This window comes from Neobacillus drentensis (assembly GCF_036965645.1).
In the GTDB taxonomy this organism is placed as follows: Bacteria; Bacillota; Bacilli; order Bacillales; family Cytobacillaceae; genus Neobacillus; species Neobacillus drentensis_D.
The window spans coordinates 48,120-67,152 of record NZ_JBALPZ010000122.1; the positions used below are offsets into that span (position 1 = coordinate 48,120).

General features: G+C 39.7%; 19 protein-coding genes and 1 riboswitch. Of the genes, 12 read left to right on the forward strand and 7 right to left on the reverse strand.

Annotated features, from left to right (window positions below):
• Positions 1–85 precede the first annotated feature (85 nt).
• On the forward strand, positions 86–481 hold the full coding sequence (locus V7266_RS21675) for a hypothetical protein (protein WP_335470835.1): 396 nt from the start codon (positions 86–88) through the stop codon (positions 479–481).
• Between the two features lie 401 nt (positions 482–882).
• On the opposite strand, the gene V7266_RS21680 is transcribed toward V7266_RS21675, so the two are convergent.
• From V7266_RS21680 to V7266_RS21690, 3 genes are all read right to left on the reverse strand, one after another.
• Positions 883–2,115, reverse strand: a complete 1,233-nt coding sequence (locus V7266_RS21680) for an aminopeptidase (RefSeq protein WP_335470839.1) — start codon at positions 2,113–2,115, stop codon at positions 883–885.
• An 86-nt stretch (positions 2,116–2,201) separates the two neighbouring features.
• Positions 2,202–3,473, reverse strand: a complete 1,272-nt coding sequence (locus tag V7266_RS21685; RefSeq protein ID WP_335470842.1) for an MDR family MFS transporter — start codon at positions 3,471–3,473, stop codon at positions 2,202–2,204.
• Positions 3,474–3,569: 96 nt separating this feature from the next.
• Positions 3,570–5,660: a DNA topoisomerase III gene (locus V7266_RS21690; RefSeq protein WP_335470844.1), complete on the reverse strand. Its 2,091-nt coding sequence runs from the start codon at positions 5,658–5,660 to the stop codon at positions 3,570–3,572.
• A 550-nt stretch (positions 5,661–6,210) separates the two neighbouring features.
• On the opposite strand from V7266_RS21690, the gene hutH reads away from it, so the two are divergent.
• Complete coding sequence (gene hutH, locus V7266_RS21695) at positions 6,211–7,728, forward strand: histidine ammonia-lyase (protein ID WP_335470846.1); 1,518 nt, start codon at positions 6,211–6,213, stop codon at positions 7,726–7,728.
• A gap of 12 nt (positions 7,729–7,740) precedes the next feature.
• Here hutH and V7266_RS21700 read toward each other — a convergent pair whose 3' ends face one another.
• Complete coding sequence (locus V7266_RS21700; RefSeq protein ID WP_335470848.1) at positions 7,741–7,944, reverse strand: hypothetical protein; 204 nt, start codon at positions 7,942–7,944, stop codon at positions 7,741–7,743.
• Between the two features lie 138 nt (positions 7,945–8,082).
• Between V7266_RS21700 and V7266_RS21705 the strand changes: the two genes are divergently transcribed.
• The gene (locus V7266_RS21705) at positions 8,083–8,457 is read left to right on the forward strand and encodes a DUF1992 domain-containing protein (protein WP_335470850.1); all 375 of its coding nucleotides are present in this window, start codon (positions 8,083–8,085) and stop codon (positions 8,455–8,457) included.
• A gap of 459 nt (positions 8,458–8,916) precedes the next feature.
• A riboswitch (cyclic di-GMP riboswitch) is annotated at positions 8,917–9,007 on the forward strand.
• Between the two features lie 29 nt (positions 9,008–9,036).
• Entirely contained in the window at positions 9,037–9,180 is a 144-nt protein-coding gene (locus tag V7266_RS21710) for an anti-repressor SinI family protein (RefSeq protein ID WP_335470851.1), read from the forward strand.
• 45 nt (positions 9,181–9,225) lie between these two features.
• Here V7266_RS21710 and V7266_RS21715 read toward each other — a convergent pair whose 3' ends face one another.
• Entirely contained in the window at positions 9,226–9,555 is a 330-nt protein-coding gene (locus tag V7266_RS21715) for a helix-turn-helix domain-containing protein (protein ID WP_335470853.1), read from the reverse strand.
• A gap of 320 nt (positions 9,556–9,875) precedes the next feature.
• Here V7266_RS21715 and map point away from each other — a divergent pair, with 320 nt between their 5' ends.
• Positions 9,876–10,625 (forward strand): type I methionyl aminopeptidase, encoded by a 750-nt coding sequence (gene map / locus V7266_RS21720; protein ID WP_335470855.1) that lies wholly within the window; start codon positions 9,876–9,878, stop codon positions 10,623–10,625.
• Between the two features lie 46 nt (positions 10,626–10,671).
• On the opposite strand, the gene V7266_RS21725 is transcribed toward map, so the two are convergent.
• Complete coding sequence (locus V7266_RS21725; RefSeq protein ID WP_335470857.1) at positions 10,672–10,896, reverse strand: DUF1128 domain-containing protein; 225 nt, start codon at positions 10,894–10,896, stop codon at positions 10,672–10,674.
• A 213-nt stretch (positions 10,897–11,109) separates the two neighbouring features.
• On the opposite strand from V7266_RS21725, the gene V7266_RS21730 reads away from it, so the two are divergent.
• Together V7266_RS21730 and V7266_RS21735 are read left to right on the forward strand one after the other, a co-directional pair.
• On the forward strand, positions 11,110–11,484 hold the full coding sequence (locus V7266_RS21730; protein WP_335470860.1) for a YtxH domain-containing protein: 375 nt from the start codon (positions 11,110–11,112) through the stop codon (positions 11,482–11,484).
• A 14-nt stretch (positions 11,485–11,498) separates the two neighbouring features.
• Positions 11,499–12,335 carry a YihY/virulence factor BrkB family protein gene (locus V7266_RS21735; protein WP_335470861.1) on the forward strand — a complete coding sequence of 279 codons (837 nt, stop codon included), beginning with the start codon at positions 11,499–11,501 and terminating at the stop codon, positions 12,333–12,335.
• A gap of 341 nt (positions 12,336–12,676) precedes the next feature.
• On the opposite strand, the gene V7266_RS21740 is transcribed toward V7266_RS21735, so the two are convergent.
• Positions 12,677–14,593, reverse strand: a complete 1,917-nt coding sequence (locus V7266_RS21740) for a heavy metal translocating P-type ATPase (protein ID WP_335470863.1) — start codon at positions 14,591–14,593, stop codon at positions 12,677–12,679.
• Positions 14,594–15,032: 439 nt separating this feature from the next.
• Here V7266_RS21740 and cax point away from each other — a divergent pair, with 439 nt between their 5' ends.
• The 5 genes from cax to V7266_RS21765 form a co-directional block, all read left to right on the forward strand.
• Positions 15,033–16,091: a calcium/proton exchanger gene (gene cax, locus V7266_RS21745; protein ID WP_335470865.1), complete on the forward strand. Its 1,059-nt coding sequence runs from the start codon at positions 15,033–15,035 to the stop codon at positions 16,089–16,091.
• A gap of 375 nt (positions 16,092–16,466) precedes the next feature.
• Entirely contained in the window at positions 16,467–17,087 is a 621-nt protein-coding gene (locus V7266_RS21750) for a YczE/YyaS/YitT family protein (protein ID WP_335470866.1), read from the forward strand.
• A 101-nt stretch (positions 17,088–17,188) separates the two neighbouring features.
• Complete coding sequence (locus V7266_RS21755) at positions 17,189–17,998, forward strand: YfkD famly protein (RefSeq protein WP_335470869.1); 810 nt, start codon at positions 17,189–17,191, stop codon at positions 17,996–17,998.
• Between the two features lie 127 nt (positions 17,999–18,125).
• Positions 18,126–18,323 carry an SE1561 family protein gene (locus V7266_RS21760; protein WP_335470880.1) on the forward strand — a complete coding sequence of 66 codons (198 nt, stop codon included), beginning with the start codon at positions 18,126–18,128 and terminating at the stop codon, positions 18,321–18,323.
• 151 nt (positions 18,324–18,474) lie between these two features.
• The coding region (locus V7266_RS21765; protein WP_335470871.1) for a fumarate hydratase at positions 18,475–19,033 on the forward strand (559 nt) is incomplete at its 3' end.

Consider the following 19,033-nt stretch of genomic DNA (forward strand, 5'->3'; position numbering starts at 1 on the left):
GCTGGAGCCGGTGCTGAAACCATTGGAACCGGTGACGAAGCCGCTGGAGCCGGTGCTGAAACCATTGGAACCGGTGACGAAGCCGGTGCTGAAACCAATAGAACCGGTGACCAATCCAGTTAAGACGGTATTGAAACCACTTGAACCTATTAAAAAACCGATCGCGTCCATAAATAAAGGGGATTCGGCGATTCAAACGGTATGTGGACGTTTAAAGGAAAGCCAGGGAGTCGTGAATACACAACTGGCACTGGATTTAATTGATGAAGGGCTAGATAAGAAAATACCTTTAAGCAAAGTATGTCAGCAGGATACCATGCTAACGAATCAGCTTCAAAAAATGGAAACAGGTTTATTAAAATCGCTTGGACTTTTTGATTTATGGGGCGGAATCAAACTAGAGGATCCAGTACAGCAACTAACTAGAATGCGTGAAAGAGTCGTAAAAGAAAAGGACGGAGCATTAATTTTTAAACCATAAAGAAAGAGCAGAATCATCTGCTCTTTTTTATCGTAAAAATCAAAGCTGCTTCATTTTAGTGGGTTGAGGAGGAATAGCTATGCATAACTCTCGAAGCTCCTTCCTCCAACTGAATGGATTTAGGGGATAAGAAAGGTTCATAACCCCCGAAGCTCCTCCAACTGAAGGGATTTAGGGGATAAGAAGAGTTCATAACCCCCGAAGCTCCTCCAACTGAAGGGATTCAGGGGATAAAAGGAGCTCATAACCCCTGAAATCTCCTCCAACCAGAGGGATTCAGAGGATAAGAACAGTTCATAGCCCCCAAAGATTCTCCATTCTATTGCGTTAAGGGGTTATAATAAAGATATGAATGAATACGCCAAGATCCTGCCCCATTTTAGCTGCTACAGCCTTTGTTTTTAAAATGCCCAGTTCCCAGCTCTAAAAATAGGTTCTGTTTTCCCATCTGCTGTAATCCCATCGATGTCCATTTCGGCTGAACCAATCATAAAATCCACGTGAGTAATACTTTCGTTAAGTCCGTTTTGTGCTAACTCTTCAGAAGACATCTGCTTCCCGCCTTCAATACAAAAAGCGTAGGCACTGCCAATCGCTAAATGGTTCGATGCATTTTCATCAAAAAGCGTATTAAAGAAAAGAACATTGGATTGTGAAATAGGCGAATTATAAGGAACAAGCGCAACTTCTCCAAGATAATGCGAACCTTCGTCTGTTTCTACAAGACGTTTTAGGATTTCTTCGCCTTCTTCGGCCTTCACACCGACAATTTTTCCATTTTCAAATGTGACTGAAAAGCGGTCAATGATATTTCCACCGTAACTTAAAGGCTTCGTACTGGCAACAGTACCGTTCACACCCGTCTTCAATGGTACAGTGAAAACCTCTTCTGTCGGCATATTAGCCATGAACTCAAAACCTTTTTGGTTAACACTGCCTGCACCCACCCAAAGATGTTTCTCGGGAAGTTCAATCGTTAAATCTGTTCCTGGAGCAGTATAATGAAGTTTCTTATATCTTTTTGCATTTAAATAATGCACCTTCTCATGTAGGGACTCATCATGCTTCTTCCAGGCTTCAACCGGATTTTCTCTATCGACGCGAACAGATTTAAAAATTGCCTCCCAAAGCTTATTAACCTGATTGTCACTAGGTTCATCCGGGAATACTTTCGCAGCCCAATCTTGTGAGGCTGCTGCAATCACCGTCCAGCTTACTTTATCAGATTGTGCGGCTTTACGATATTTCGCAAGAGCCTTTCCAGCTGCTTTTTGGAAATTAGCGATTCGTTCAGGATTTACACCTTTTAACAAGTCAGGGCTTGACGAAATAATTGACATAAAAGCAGCCCCGTTATCTGCTAAATCCTCCATTTCCTTTGCACGCCAAATCGGATATTCTAAAAAGGCCTCATCTGGTGCTAAATCATACTTTGTTCTTGTTACAATATCATCGTTCCAATTCACAATCACATTTAAAGCGCCTGTTTCGTATGCTTTTTTAACAACGAGACGGACAAATTCAGCTGCTTCTAAAGTAGCGTTAACCACTAAGGTTTGGCCTTTTTGAATATTAACCCCAACCTTAACAGCAAGCTCTGCATATTTTTCAAGACTCTTTTTAAAATCGCTCATTTTATGTTTCTCCTTTTTCAGAATCTTCCTATATTGTAGCGTGTTTAGTTGGAAAAATAAACCGTAAACCATAGTCGTTGAGTGGGTTAAGCTGTGACTCGACTTCTTTGTTTTTCAAACACATAAAACATAATCCAATATAATCCCGCACTCGCAAGGGCTAGCAGGCAAAGGATAAAGAAAGTCCAGCCATACCCTACCCAAACAGTCATTGGAATGGCAAGAGGGGCAATCGTTCTGCTGATTGTAAATCGCAAGCTAGCCGCTGCGAAATACTGACCTCGCATATGCTCTGGTGCAAGTTTGGAAACAAATCCTTGCTGCAGTCCCGCTCCCATTAATTCTGCAAATGTAAAAACGGCCATCGCCAAAATTAGTCCCCAAATCCAATGTGTCTGGCTAAAAATAACGATTGAAATTGCATAAACAACAGAGGAGAGGGCAAAAACGTTACGTTCATAATATTTGCCCATCCATTTGGTAACAGAGACGGTCAGCAGGGCAACAAGGAAACCATTCTCAGCCAATACAATCCCAAAAGCCTGCTCCCCTTTTATACGAAACGACCAATCCCTAATGGTAAACAAACTCTGATCTTTTACAAAATCCTTGATATAAACTGGAATTAATAAGTCCAATTGCATAAAAGTCTGACCTGCTAAAACACCAGCGATAATGAAAAGAAGGAAGGCTTTATCCTTCACGATTAAGGTGTAATCTCTCATTTGATTCCCTAAGAAGTAATACCATTTTCCCTCGCTGGAGAGAGCAGCCATTCTTTGCGGCGGGGCCGTCTCCCGGGTCCATTTTGTCAGAATCAAGCCTACTAAAATACAAATAATCGCTGCAAAAAGCAACAGCTGAAAGCGATATGGAACATAAAATATGGATCCTAAAATGGGGCCGACTACAACAGCAATATTAATCTGTGTATAAAAGATAGCGAACACATCGCTGCGATCTTTCTCTTTGACCACGTCTGCGACCATGGCCTGGCTCGCTGGCCAGTAGATGGAACCAAACACTCCTGCTACCGTAAACGCCACAAATCCTAACCAGGGAGACTGAAGCCATGGAGAGCTGGCAAAGGCGAAGCATAAGTATGAAAGCCCCTGCCCAATCGATGCTAGGACCATCATCCGTTTTCGTCCAAAGCGGTCGGCAAAATAGCCTCCCATCAAGTTAGCCAATACGGAAAAAATCTGTGAAAACACTAATAATAAACCGGCTTTGTTTTTGCCAAACGCTTCGGCAAAATAAATCGATAAGAACGGAAAGAACATCCAATAAGTGATATTTACCAAGGCCTCCGCGGCTAATCGTACCTTTAAATTTGCATCCCAGTCCCTTATCCTCATAAAAATCCTCGTTTCTCCTTTTACGTGCCCATACATAATACTATTCCTATGTAAGTGGATTCAAGAAAAAAAAGGCGGGGATTCCCGCCTTTTTCATCAATCATTATTTTGTAACGCCTGTTTGAGTAAATCGCCAAGACTGGTACCAAAATCTTCTTTTTGCGAATATTTTTGGACAAGTTTCTTTTCTTCACGTTTATTAACAGCCTTTTTCCGTTCTTCGGCTTTTTCGACAACATTACACCGCCGGCATTGGAAGTAAACTCCCGCTTTTCCCTCATGGAGTTCCATTTTCTTATGACATTGCGGGCAGCGGCGATTCGCCAGTTTAGGATCCTTCCGTTTACGGAATGAACACGTCGGGCTGGAGCAAACAAGAATTTTCCCTTCCTTCGTGTTCCGCTCCTTTAAGAATTCATTACATTCCGGACATCTCGAGCCAGTTAGATTATGGGCTCGGTAGGATTTATCACTTGCCTTTATTTCTGAGACGAGCTGTTCTGTCTGTCGGCGAATCCTTTGTAAAAATTGCTTTGGATCGGCTTTCCCTTTCGAAATTCGTTCCAACTCCTGTTCCCATTTCGCCGTTAATTCTGGAGACTTTAATTCATCATTGACGAGGTCAATTAACTGTTTTCCTTTTTTCGTCGGTGTAAACCGGCCATTCTGTCGCTCGACGACCTCTGTTTCAACTAGTCTTTCAATAATTTCGGCTCTGGTCGCTGGTGTACCCAATCCGAATTTCTCCATTTGGGCCAGAACATCGGCTTCAGAGTATCTTAATGGCGGTTCGGTCCACTTCTGATTTAGAGTACTGTTTTTAACTGTATATTCTTTACCTTGGATCAATTTTTGTAAGCCGAAAGTGGATGCTTCTGTATCTTCTTTTCCTAACACTTTCTTAAATCCTAAATCAAGAACATTTGTATCTTTCGCTGTAAAGGTTTCGCTCTCAACTTTAAAGATGGCATGAATCGTTTCATATTCATACATTGGTAAAAATAAAGTAAGGAATCGGCGGGCAATTAGGTCATACAATTTTCGTTCATCGTTATCGAGTTCACCCAAATTTAGCCGTTGCTCTGTCGGGATAATGGCATGGTGGTCGGTCACTTTTTCGTTATTGAATACTCGTTTCGCAAGTACCTTTCCATTACTTGCCAGTAATGGGCGAACTTCCTCTTTATATCCTGATAGCATCCCTTGTAAGCGATCTGTCATCGTTCCAATCATGTCGGTAGTCAGGTACCTTGAATCAGTTCTTGGATAAGTTACCAATTTATATTGCTCATAAAGCCGCTGCAATACCGTTAATGTCTTTTTCGCAGAAAAGCCAAAGCGTTTATTGGCATCTCGCTGCAGTTCTGTTAAATCATATGGAAGTGGCTGCTGTTCCGACTTTTTCTTTCGCTCAATTTTCTCTAAAATACCCTTTTTGCCTGCAATCTTCGCGATGGTTGCTTCGGCTTTTGGTTTATCAAAAATGCGTTTCTCATTGTCCCGCTCCCAATCGGTTGTGAGTGTTCCAATTTCGGCACGTATAGTCCAATACTCTTTTGGAACAAATTTCTGAATCTGCTCCTCTCGGTCCAAGAGCATGGCTAGTGTTGGTGTTTGGACTCGTCCCGCGGAAAGGGGATCCTTGTATTTGGTAGTCAAGGCCCGAGTTACATTTAGGCCTATCAGCCAATCGGCTTCTGCCCGGCAAACAGCTGAATGGTAGAGGTCTTCAAATTGTTTTCCAGGCCGTAATTGTTTAAAGCCTTCTTTAATAGCTTTGTCTGTTTGCGATGATATCCACAGTCTTTTCAATGGTCTGTTCCAATGAAGTTTATCTAGAATCCAGCGTGCGACAAGTTCTCCTTCACGCCCGGCATCGGTAGCAATGATACATTCGTTAATATCTTTTCGTTTAGCTAAAGCTTCAATGGCCCGGAATTGATGGTTTGTTTGCTTCATTACCTTTAATCCCATTTTCGGCGGGATAATTGGCAAGTCCTCTAGGTTCCATTGTTTATATTTAGTGTCATAATGCTCCGGCATCTTTAATTCGATGAGATGACCAAGTGCCCAGGTAACAATATATTGATTGCCTTCCATATAGCTTTTATGTTTTTGATTGCAGCCAAGGACACGTGCAATTTCGCGCGCAACGCTAGGCTTTTCTGCAAGTACAAGTGATTTCATGGTTACTCCTTTCAGGTAAAACACAATTTGACCTTTTTAAGTATAGCGGAAAATGAGGGGATTTTGTAATTTGGAGAAGTGTATCGAGTTAATAGGAATATTTTACAAATACAGTTGAATAACTAGTTCAATATGTAGAATTCCTCTTTGAAATGTAGAAAAACCTCAAATTTACGTCGAATTAAATTTTAAACACCACAAAACTGGATTAAATTTACGCTTTTTGTTGAATTTTATGGGAAAATGGTAGAATTCTACTTAGATTTTGTAGAAAAAACCCATCATTACGTAGAATGGCGGTCCCTACTGACTAAAAAAGCAAATGCTTTCTCTGAAATAGTCGAAAATCCACTTTCCCGCTCCATTGACATCGAGGGATCTCCACACATACAATAAAATTATCAGAATAGTTAAGAATGGAATGATGAGATATGCGGCATTCCCTAAAGAATAAATTTGAATCAAAAAAAGAGGCTGGATCCCAAATCTAAACGGTTTAGGAATCCAGCCTTTTTCTTTATTCTACTAAATTGGTAGAGGAGAGAGACAAATGATTACGTTAACAGGCCATGATTTATCCTTAGAGCAAATAAAGGAAGTCTTATACGCTAATAAAAAGGTCACCGCCTCCACGAAAAGTATGGAGGTTGTCCAAAAAAGCAGAGAGGCAGTCGAAAAAATTGTCTCGGAGGCGAGAGTCATCTATGGGATCACAACAGGTTTTGGGAAGTTTAGTGACGTTTTAATTGATAAGGCCCATGTCCAGGCTCTTCAGTTAAATTTAATCCGATCCCATTCGTGCGGGGTAGGAGAACCTTTTCCGGAAGTAGTCGCCAAAGCGATGGTCCTGCTGCGGGCCAATACATTATTAAAAGGGTATTCTGGGATAAGACCAATCATTATTGAAAAATTACTTGCATTAGTAAATGCAGATATTATTCCTGTTATTCCTCAGCAAGGATCGCTGGGTGCAAGTGGAGATCTTGCTCCACTTTCCCACCTAGCTTTAGTATTAATTGGCGAGGGAGAAGTATTTTACAAAGGAAAACGAATAGATTCCCTTACTGCCCTTCAGCAGGAAGCGATTTTACCGGTAACCTTAGAAGCGAAAGAGGGCCTTGCCCTCATAAATGGGACACAAGCGATGACAGCAATGGGAGTGGTCGGATTCCTAGAAGCAGAACAGCTTTGCTTCGAAAGTGAGTTAATAGCCTCAATGACGATCGAAGCTTTAAATGGAATCATGGATGCCTTCGCAGAGGAAGTTCAGACAGCAAGAGGCTACAAACAACAAATAGAAACAGCAGCAAGAATCCGTCATTACTTAAGCGATAGTCAATTAACTACAAGACAGGGGGAATTACGGGTTCAGGATGCCTATTCCTTACGTTGTATCCCGCAAGTTCACGGTGCCACTTGGCAGGTTCTCGATTATGTGAAAGAAAAATTAGAAATTGAGATGAACGCGGCAACTGATAATCCACTTGTTTTCGATGAAGGGGAAAAGGTAATCTCGGGTGGTAACTTTCATGGCCAGCCGATTGCCTTTGCGATGGATTTTATGAAAATTGCTGTAGCGGAACTAGCTAATATTTCGGAAAGAAGAATAGAAAGGTTAGTCAATCCGCAGTTAAACGATTTGCCACCGTTCTTGAGTCCTGAACCAGGTTTGCAATCTGGGGCAATGATTATGCAGTATACAGCTGCATCACTGGTCTCAGAGAACAAAACACTAGCACATCCAGCAAGTGTCGATTCCATTCCATCTTCTGCTAATCAAGAGGATCATGTCAGTATGGGGACGATTGCAGCGAGGCACGCATACCAAATCATCCAAAATGTCAGAAGGGTCCTTGCGATTGAGTTGATTTGTGCGATGCAAGCAGTAGAATTTCGCGGGGAAAATAAAATGGCAGCCTATACCAAAGCGTTATATGAAAAAGGGCGTCAACAAGTTCCTTCCATTAAGCATGACAGAACTTTTTCAAAGGATATTGAAAAGGCGGAAGAATGGTTAAAGACCATTGAATTTCACCAGTTTATTAAAGAACATTCAAAAAAGGCGTGAAAACTCACGCCTTTACTTCATATGATTTGGGAGCCAGCGGCCAGTATCCACACGCTGTTCATCCTCATCCTCAAGTCTATTTTTAAATGCTTCCTGGGTAACAATTAATTCTTCATCTCCAATGGCTTCCTTTACATGCTTTTCTGTAAGGCTATCCTTTGGAAAATTACCTGGATGGTTTTTCTTTTTGTGCTCAAAATGTTCTCCACGTGCCAAGGTCAACACCCCTTTCGTCTACGAAAGTAGTTTCCCCTAACATACCTAAAAATAATTTGGAATGATTTTTCCAATTTATATCTGATACAACCGTTGGTATAATGAGAACAATGATGAAGGAAAAAGGAGGCACTCAATTTGGACTTTTTTCAAATACTTTCAGAAGACCGAATAAAAAAAGCATATCAAGACGGTGAATTTGATGCATTACCCGGATTTGGCAAACCAATGCAGCTTGAAGATTTATCCGCAATACCAGAGGAACTGCGTATGGCCTATAAAATTATGAAAAATGCCGGTTATACAGAAGAAGAAGGACGCTTACGTCAAGAAATGATGGGTATAGAAGAGCTGCTCAAAAAATGCGAAGAAAACGAAAGGGAGGACCTCCAAAGAAAATTAAATGAAAAATTGCTAAGGTTTAATCAGTTAATGTCAAAACGGGGCGTTAAAACAAATTCTGCCATGTTTAAAAACTACGAGTTAAAAGTACAAAGTAAAATAAGGAAGTAAAGCTGGTTTGATGGAGAGTGACTATTCATCACTAGCTTTTTTTTCTTGTTTAACAGGTTTGCACAATCTGTCCAATAAAAAGCCAGCAAATACGATAAAGGCGATTGGTATGCAAAAATTCAGAACATGTATAATAGTCATAAGAACACATCCTTTTTTGAAAATTTTCAGTATTAAGTATTTTTATATGTTGGTTATATTATATTCCGATTGTCACAAAATAGACAAATTTAATCCACATCGATAATTGGAAGAAATTTGACAATAATAATGGGTTTTTTTGTAGAAATTTGGAAGATTTTGATTGAAAAAGTTGTTAGAAAATTAGTAAAAACTGACAAATTACAACACATTACATTTATTGTAATCGATATAATGAACATATCATTTATTAATAAGTAAAAAGACCCAGACATTAAGTTTAGGAAATAAATTCATTACTTAAGTATTAAGTAGGAACACAGAAAAGGGCAAACCTGTTGAAAGGCAGGGACGCAAAGCCGAGGATCTAAAGCAAGAACGAAATTGCTATGATGGCCGGGCTACCTGGGATACAACCGTATTTTGGGAGTGAGTATAATGGTGATTACAGAAAAAGACGTGGAAGTTGTTGACCAGGAATGGATAGAACTGATTTTGGAGGCAAGAAAACTTGGACTCTCCATTGAAGATGTTCGAAATTTTCTTACTCATGATGATTTTAAATCATTGGGTACATATTAAAAAAAGCATTCTACAAAAATTAACTGCTTTTGTAGAATGCTTTTTTTATTCATTATTATTCTGATTAATTCGCCACTTATTAAATTCAAGAAAATCTCGAAATTGCTCCTTTGAAACACCGGAATTCATGGCCTCTTTGACAAGGTTCATCCAATCAGTATCTAAATCATCCTTATTGATTTGTTCGTGAATCAGATGTTCGACAGGAAGATTTAAAACGCTGGCAATTTTTTCGAGAAATTGAATAGATGGGTTCTTTTGCAGATTTCTTTCTAGGGAACTTAAATAAGATTTAGCAACTCCCGCTTGTTCAGCAAGTTCGGATAGTGACATTTTCTTTTCTAAGCGAAATTTTTTAACGCGGTCACCAATCATTGAGTCTCACACACCTACATTTTAATTTTTTCTGATTAATAGTGTAAATACGTTTTAATCGTTAGCCTTCTTACATATATTCTATCAAAAAGAATGGGAAAGAACCATATTAAGAACGAACTATTATTACAATATCATGAACAATGTGAATTTCTTCCTATACCTATGTCTTTAGGAAGGTATGTTTTGAAAAAAAAGCTAGTTAGCGTTAATATTAAACTGTTGTCATAAAAAGTATAAAGGTATAATTTCCTAACCAACACTACAACGAACAATATCAACGAATGTACATAAATATAATCAAAAAGGCAGGGAAACAGATGATTGTTTTAAAATCGCAACGTGAAATTGAAGCAATGAAAAAGGCCGGAGAAATACTTGCAGCCTGTCATAAGGAAATTGCTAAACTAATTAAACCAGGAATTACTACTTGGGAAATAGAAGAATTTGTTGATGATTTTTTGAGGAAAAATGGAGCGACACCCGAACAAAAAGGATATAAAGGCTATGAATACGCAACATGTGCAAGCATAAATGACGAAATATGCCATGGGTTCCCAAGGAAGGAACCATTAAAAGATGGAGATATCGTCACTATAGATATGGTTGTTAATTACAATGGTGCGTTAGCTGATTCCGCTTGGTCCTATGGGGTTGGTGAGCTCTCAGATGAAACGACCCATTTATTAAAGGTAACGAAGGAAGCCTTATATAAAGGGATTGAACAGGCAGTTGTGGGCAATCGAATCGGAGATATTGGTCATGCGATCCAAACGTTTGTTGAAAGTGAAGGGTTATCTGTTGTTCGCGATTTTATTGGCCACGGCATTGGCGCAGTTATTCATGAGAAACCAGATGTACCGCATTATGGGCTCCCAGGCAAAGGGGCACGTATTAAAGAGGGGATGGTATTTACGATTGAGCCAATGGTAAACATCGGCAGATACCAGACCAAAATGGATCTCAACGGTTGGACTGCTAGAACGATCGATGGTAAATATTCTGCTCAATATGAGCACACTCTGGCGATTACAAAAGATGGTCCGGTCATTTTAACAGAACAAAAATAAGCTAAAAGACCCGTTATTTTATAAAAACCAATAACGGGTCTTTTTATTATTTTTTCCTAAGACTCCCAAGTTCTTCAACTAACGCTTGCATTTCATTTGGACTAAATGATTTTTTTTTCAAAACCATTTCATAAATTTCCTTTAATTCTTCATACATTTCCTCATCAAAATGCGAGGGTTTGATGGCTCCAAGGTTTAGAACTTTTAATTTTTCCTTTATTTGTTCAATCATGTATTCAACATTCTCAACAGTTTTCTCTGATAAATTCATTTCAGTCACCCTTTTCGAAATTGTTAATCCCATCTTTTCACGTTAAAAAGTATCTGTCAATACTGACCTTCTTGTAGTTTGTCCATTTAAATGGTAACGAACTGATTGGATTGGAAGGTTTGATATCGTAAAATAAATGGTAAGATATACAATGGGATTATTTTCTTTTATGAAGAGCGAATGATAATTATGATGCTTGAAGGAGAGGTTAAGATGACGAGGAAAAATCAGTTTTGGAAAGGGTTGCTGCTAGGGGCGATCGCAGGCGGGGCACTTAGCTTATTAGATAAAGATACCCGAGAGACAATGAAGGAAAATGTAAAGAAAACTTCGGGAAAGATAGGGTATATCATTCGCCATCCTGATGAGGTAACCGAAACAGTGAGGGGAACTGCTGCAAAACTTAAATCTACCTTTGAAACAGTTAGTGACGATATTTCTTTTATCACTGAAAAAGTTGAGGAGTTAAGAGAACTGACACCACAGGTGACGGAAATACTTAAAGAAACGAAGGAAACCTTCATTGAAAATGATGAGGATGAAATCTTAGATAAAGTATTAGGAAAGGGAGAAATAAATCACAAATAAGAAGGAGGATCTATATGGATAAGAAAGTAAATGTACGCTCTTCATTGCTAAGATTACTTTGGCATCGGATTGAAGAAGATGATCTTCCCGGCTTGAGTGCGCAATTGGCTTATTTTTTTCTTCTTTCCTTATTTCCACTCTTAATTGTATTATTTACACTTCTACCGTATTTTCCAATTCCGCACCAGGACATGCTGGGGATGATTCGTGATTTTGCTCCTGAAGAGGCCATGAAACTAATTGAAAAAAATGTAAAGGAAATTATGAGCCATCGTAATGGCGGCTTACTTTCGTTCGGGATTATCGGTACTATTTGGTCGGCCTCCAATGGTATTAATGCTATAGTGAGAGCCTTTAATAAGGCATATGACGTGAAGGAGAGCCGCTCTTTCATTGTTGCAAGGGGAATGGCCGTTTTATTAACCTTTGGAATGATTTTTGTCTTTTTGCTTGCTATAATCCTCCCTGTTTTCGGAAGGGAGATAGGCCTTTTTTTATTCTCAAAATTAGGTTATACCTCACAATTTATTAAATTGTGGAATGCCTTAAGCTGGCTGGTCAGCGCCATTATCTTATTTTTAATTTTTACAGGGTTATATTGGATTGCTCCAAATGTCAAACTGAAGTGTCGAAGTGCTTTTCCGGGAGCCTGTTTTGCTACGGTGGGCTGGATTATTTCTTCCATCGGGTTATCTTTTTACGTGAACAACATCAGTAATTATTCCCTTACTTACGGAGGTATTGGTGCCATCATTGTTTTGATGATATGGTTATATCTATCAGCGTTTATTATCATTCTCGGAGGAGAAGTCAATGCCTTCTATAGTGAAAAATACAGGACAAACTGCTAACACTTACCTTCATGAAAGTCACTTATCTGTCCAAACTATAAAAGAGGGCATAGTCCCCGAACAACAAGGGAGGATGACAAGATGACCAAGCATACGAAAAAAGATGGCAGCACAAAACAAAAGGGAAAAGGCAGTAAGGGGAATAAAACTTCAGGATCTGCTAACGGATCTAATGGCTATCACTAAGCCCTAAATATAAGAAAAGCGTAAGGCGCTTAGACTTCGGCTTGTGACCTCGAGCCGATGGCGCCTGGAGCTGGACAATTATCGACTTTTATACTTTCTTATCTGATATAAAAGACCAGGTGGATGAATTTCCACCTGGTCTTTCTTTTTCCTTGTTAGGATTTTAACAGCCTGAGGCTATTCAAAATAACGAGGATGGTACTGCCTTCATGGCCAATTACGCCGTATGGCAAATCCAGCAGTTGAAAGAAATTGGAGCAAATAAGCAGCATAATGACAGCAATGGAGAAAACCACATTTTGTTTAATAATTTTGTTCATTCGCTGTGATAGCCTAACTGCTTCGGCAATTCTAGGAAGATCATTTTTCATTAAAACAATATCCGCCGTTTCCAGGGCAACATCTGTTCCTTCTCCCATCGCAATTCCTACATTCGCTATGGCTAACGCTGGGGCATCATTAATACCATCTCCAACCATGGCCACTGTTTTATATTTCTCCTTGAGATGTTTTAACTTCTCCACCTTTTCTTCTGGAAGACATTCTGCGTAGAATTCATCCACATGACTCTCGGCGGCAATGGCTCGGGCTGTTTTTTCACTATCGCCTGTCAGCATAATCGTTTTTATGTTTTGTTTCTTTAAGTCCTCAATTGCATACTTTGTTTCTTCACGAACCACATCTTTCATTGCAAACATCCCACTAAGCATTCCATCTATTTCAATAAAGACTAAGGTATTGCCAAGAGCAGCTAATTCCTTGGACTTCCCTTCAGCAAACTGATCGACCTGATCATTTCCAACAAACGCGGCTTTCCCTATTTTCCATTGCTCACCGTTTATAGACGCCTTTACACCCCAGCCAGGTATATCTTCCAGGCTGTCCGGTTGTAATAATTCCTTCTTCAAGGATTGTTTGGAAAATTTCACTATCGCCTGCGCAAGTGGATGTGTTGATTGATTCTCAATTGAAGCCGCTTTTAGGATCAGCTCTTCCTTATTGAGCCCCTCTTTGACGATTACTTCCGTCACTTCTGGTTTTCCCTTTGTCAGAGTCCCTGTTTTATCGAAAGCGATGGCCTCTAAGTGGCCTAAATTTTCTAAATGGACCCCGCCTTTTACTAAGATTCCGTGTTTAGCCCCATTTGAAATGGCTGAAAGTGTAGCGGGCATGATCGACGCAACAAGGGCACAAGGTGAGGCAACAACCAATAAAATCATGGCTCGGTAAAAGGACTCATGCCAGCTCCAGCCAAGAAGAAAGTAGGGTAAAAAGAACATGCTTATCACAACAAGCAGGACTACTTTCACATAGGTGCCTTCAAAACGCTCAATGAATAGCTGTGAAGGGGATTTTTCACTTTGAGCGGATTGAACAAGCTGAATGATTTTTTGAAAAAGTGTATCAGTGCTTGCCTTCGTAACTTGAACCGTGATAGAACCGGTCATATTGACGGTACCAGCAAAAACTTCTGCTTGCTCACTCTTTGAAACAGGCATGGATTCTCCGGTAATGGCCGCTTCATCTATGTTGGTTTGTCCTTTGATAATCATCCCATCAGCTGGAACTCGCTCACCTGGTTTAATTAAAATTTGGTCTCCGACCATTAGGTCAGAAACCGCCACACGTTCTTCAGAACGGGCAGTAATTCTTAAAGCCTCTTGTGGCTGCAGTTCCATTAAGGAGGAAATCTCCTTATGGCTTTTATTCATGGTGTAGGTTTCCAGTGCGCCGCTTACGGCGAATATAAAGATTAATACTGCACCTTCTGTCCAATAACCGATAATCGCTGAACCGACTGCAGCAAAAATCATCAGCATTTCGACGTTTAGTTCTTTATTTTCATAGGTAGCCTCGATTCCTTCTTTTGCCTTGGCAAAGCCCCCAATCAAAAAGGCTAATAAATAGAAAATAATGGATTCGACCCCGCCGCCATGTTTATCAAACAGCCACCCTGCTGCGATTAAGATTCCGCTTGTTGCGGCAGCAATCAATTCGATATGTGGTTTTATTTTTTCAACCCAACTGACTTCCTGAATCCCCTTTGATAAAACCTTTGCTTCAGAACTCATTTGTTCTCCCCCCTCATTACATTTAATTCGGTCAGCCTCAGCACCTAGGGATTGTTTCCCTGGTCAAGGTGCTGAGGCTTTTGCGACTTAACTGAGAAAAATAATCATATTCATTACCCATAAAAAACACGAAAGCTGTCATCAAGTGATGACAGCGCAAATCTCAACCTATATTCTTTTAAGTTATTTTACCATATATCGTATGCTTTAAGATATGAATTTGCTTACAATTATGTTTAGGAATTTTGCTGATCGAGAGTAGCCGTTATCTTTTTCGGCAAAGATTTATAATAAGTTTAATTTTACCTCCATGTTGGTATCTAGAAAATAAGGCATTTGCACGAAATAGCTGCCTAGACATTTTATTTATTTTTAGGTAAATTAAGGTACAAGTGGAAAAATATAAGTATAAAAGCACGAGCTAACTGGAGGGAAAACGTTGACGAACAAAGTTTTTATGCTAATGACATTCATCGGGGTTCCAGTGTCTGTAATTGGAACGATGATGCATTGGTCGAACATAATCTTATTTATCTTGTACTGTTTAACGATCATTGCCTTATCGAGCTTTATGGGCAGGGCAACGGAGAGTCTTGCCATTGTGGCCGGTCCGCGAATTGGCGGACTATTAAATGCAACCTTCGGAAATGCGGTTGAGTTAATCATTTCCATTTTCTCCTTAAAAGCAGGGCTTGTAGGAGTAGTTCTTGCCTCCTTAACTGGTTCCGTTCTAGGGAACTTACTACTTGTTGCGGGACTATCCTTTTTTATTGGCGGGTTAAAATTCAAGCGGCAGGAATTTAATGTATATGATGCCAGACATAATTCCGGCTTGTTGATGTTTGCTGTCATGATTGCCTTTGTGATTCCAGAAGTGTTTTCGATTAATATGAATGAAAACAGTACACTTTCCTTGAGTATAGGAACATCAGTGATTTTAATTCTCCTCTATTTAGCTGCTCTATTCTTTAAACTGGTTACCCATCGTGGAGTATATCAATCAGGGGCCCCTAAAGAGGTTCATGAGGAAGAGGTCCCCGAATGGGGGAAAGGAAAGGCAATCGGTGTTCTCCTCCTTGCAACCATTGCTGTCGCGTATATTTCCGAACATCTGGTACATACCTTTGAATATGTAGGGGACACGTTTGGCTGGTCTGAATTATTTATTGGGGTCATTATTGTCGCCATCGTTGGAAATGCTGCAGAACACGCATCAGCCGTTTTGATGGCTTATAAAAATAAAATGGATATTGCTGTTGAGATTGCGATTGGCTCAACCTTACAAGTCGCAATGTTTGTCTTGCCCGTACTGGTCCTAGTTTCACTTCTGTTTGAAACATCAATGCCGCTTATCTTCAGCTGGCAGGAGCTGATTGCAATGGTTTCTTCCGTCCTGCTGATGGTGGTTATTTCGAATGACGGTGAATCCAATTGGTTTGAAGGATTAACCTTACTAGCTGCCTATGTCATTATGGGAATTGGATTTTACTTGCTATAAAAAAAGAGAAGACTCTATACCAAATGGTATAGAGTCTCCTTTTTTCATATACTTTTTCAATGTACAATAAATATTTATCCATATGCTATAATGATACAGGACTATTTATTTAGGGTTCAAATCAATCGTTTTCATTTCGTGGGACCATCAATCACCAACCTTCATGTTAAGTGAAAATCAATAGAAAAACACGAGTGTTGAATTTCATATAAGACGGGAATCCCAACCTCCTTAGTCTAATTAAGTCGTAAGCCGATTGATTACTGCCCTCCTTTTTTTAAAGGTTAAGTTTATTATAATTCCTAGTTAAAGTTTTGTAAATAATCAGATTATTACATTTTTGTTACTTCGGAACTAGAACATAAGGAGCGAGACATGAAATTTACGATACGGTTACTATTCTTTATTGTCGGGCTAGCAATCATGACCTTTGGGGTATGTATGACAATCAAGGTTGCTGAAATTGGAGTAGGGGCATGGGACGCTTTGAATATCGCCCTGACAGAAAAAGTGGGGCTTTCAGTAGGGAAGTGGGTCATGATAGATGGCGCCATTTTAGTCCTAGTGAATGGCTTTTTAGTAAAAAGAGGGCCGGATATTCTATCACTTCTGACGATTATCGTCATTGGTTTGTTAGTCGACTTTTGGCTCGATAATGTTTTTAATTTATTCGCTGTAGACCAGCTATTTGCTAAACTGGCAATGTTAATAGTGGGGATCTTAATTATCGGATTTGGGGCCTCCATCTATATACAGGCTAAGTTTCCCCAAAGTCCAATCGACAATTTTATGTTAGCGATTAAAGAACGTTTCCGGGTGAATCTAATGCTGGCGAAAACAATTGGTGAAATTACCGCTTTAATCCCGGCTTTTTTCCTAAATGGACCTATCTCATATGGAACGATTATCATCACGTTTACAGTGGGCCCGGCAATCCAATTGTTTTTTCCTTTCTTTGAGAAATTTATGCAGCGATTGCAAGTGAAATATTTATAGGTTCGAGAAAAAAGTCTTAGCGGGAAATGGATAATATATTGGAACTCCGAAAAAACTACTAGCAGACTGATTAATGTTCTTAGTGAAAGGAGTTCCAACCCTTGAAGAAAAATGTTTCTTTACTTATGTCATTGCTATTAATATTAACCTTTATACCGTCTGCTTTAGCTCAAAAAGCCCCGGTAAAACAAAGCGCAGTAAAATATCAAGTTCCACCGTCTGTCCGTAATATTTCAAAAGAAAACACGTATCCGAATTCAACGCAGGATTTACCCTTTCTGCAGCCAAGTGAACTGACAAAAAAGCTTATTAATTCATCAAAGGTTAAGATTCAAAACCCGGATCTCATTCGGATGCTTAATGAGTCCAGCATTAACAGCACTCCATTTGCTCTCGGATACCGAGCGATTATCTATCTAGGCCAGTGGCCATTAAACTACGAATCATCTGAAACCTCTCCTAACTGGGAGTATCAAAAAATTAACACCAATTATTTCGATAATCGTGGTGGCAGAGTGCCTTATCAAATCAAATATGTGCAGGAATCACAAAAGGTTATTCGGGGCGGTCTAACGTCTAAAATACCAAATGCTGAAGAAGTTAAAAAGATGATGTTGTTAAAGGCGATGGAAAAGACGAATCTTCCTCTTGCTTTTGAAACGATAATTGGTACAGGGACAAAGAACGACCATATTTACAACATTCCTCCAAATCGCTTAGGCTACTTATTTGCCTATGCCCCAGGGGTGAATGAAAAAGGAAAGGTAACCTACGGGGAAGTCTATTTGATGCTTAAAGGAAGTAAGAAGTTTATTGTAATCAAGAACGTTACCTCTCAAGGCATTGGTGCCTGGATCCCTGTTCAAGATTATGTTTCCTTTGGCTTTGCGGCTTCTGAACGGCCAAGATAGGTAAATTTACTGGGCTCCTCAAAACTGAGGGGTTCTTTTTTTTATAAAATGGGCAAAATAGGATTAATCCATTGCCAAATTCCCTATATTTCGATAGGATGAAACGGTGATGAAAGGAGTGAATCATTTGGGCAGCCCAATTCAAAATAAAAATACGCAAGTGGATTTCTTAAAGCACCGTTTAAATATGTTTATCGATGTTCTTGATGCCATCGATCCTGAGGATACGGATTTAGAGGATATTGATCGGTTAATCTCGATGTTAGATGATATGGAATCAAAATGCCGCGAATTTAATAACCGTGAAGTAAGTGAGTCTGTTTAGATAACAGGCTCTTTTTTATGACTTGTACATGTTGCCAATAGCAAGCTTTTCCTTTTATTCTAGAGTTTATAGGAGTATAATGTAAGCGTGCAAATAGTTGTAAAATTTAAAATAGATTATATTGGGGAACAAAGGGAAAGGGGTACTCGAATTGAATATCGAAAAATTTCAAGAGAGCATGTACGAGCTGATTGTTGAAACATCAACAAAGCTTCCGAAAGACGTTCGCCGAGCAGTGCTGGCTGCTAAGCAAAAAGAAAATGCAGGAACCAGTGCTGCCATGAGTCTTGCAACAATCACGAATAATATTAAAATGGCCGATGATCAGGTATCTCCAATCTGTCAAGACACAGGACTGCCAACTTTTAAAATTAAGACACCTGTTGGCGTAAATCAACTAGTGCTGAAAGAGGCTATTAGAAATGCAATTGTCCTTGCAACGAAGGAAGGAAAATTACGCCCGAACTCTGTTGATTCTTTAACAGGTGAAAATAGCGGCGATAATCTTGGCGCCGGTGTACCGGTTATCAAATTTGACCAATGGGAAAAAGACTATATTGACGTACGTCTGATTTTAAAAGGCGGCGGCTGTGAGAACAAAAACATTCAATACAGCCTGCCATGTGAATTAGAAGGACTTGGCCGTGCTGGACGTGACCTTGATGGTATCCGTAAATGTATCATGCATTCCGTTTACCAGGCACAGGGAC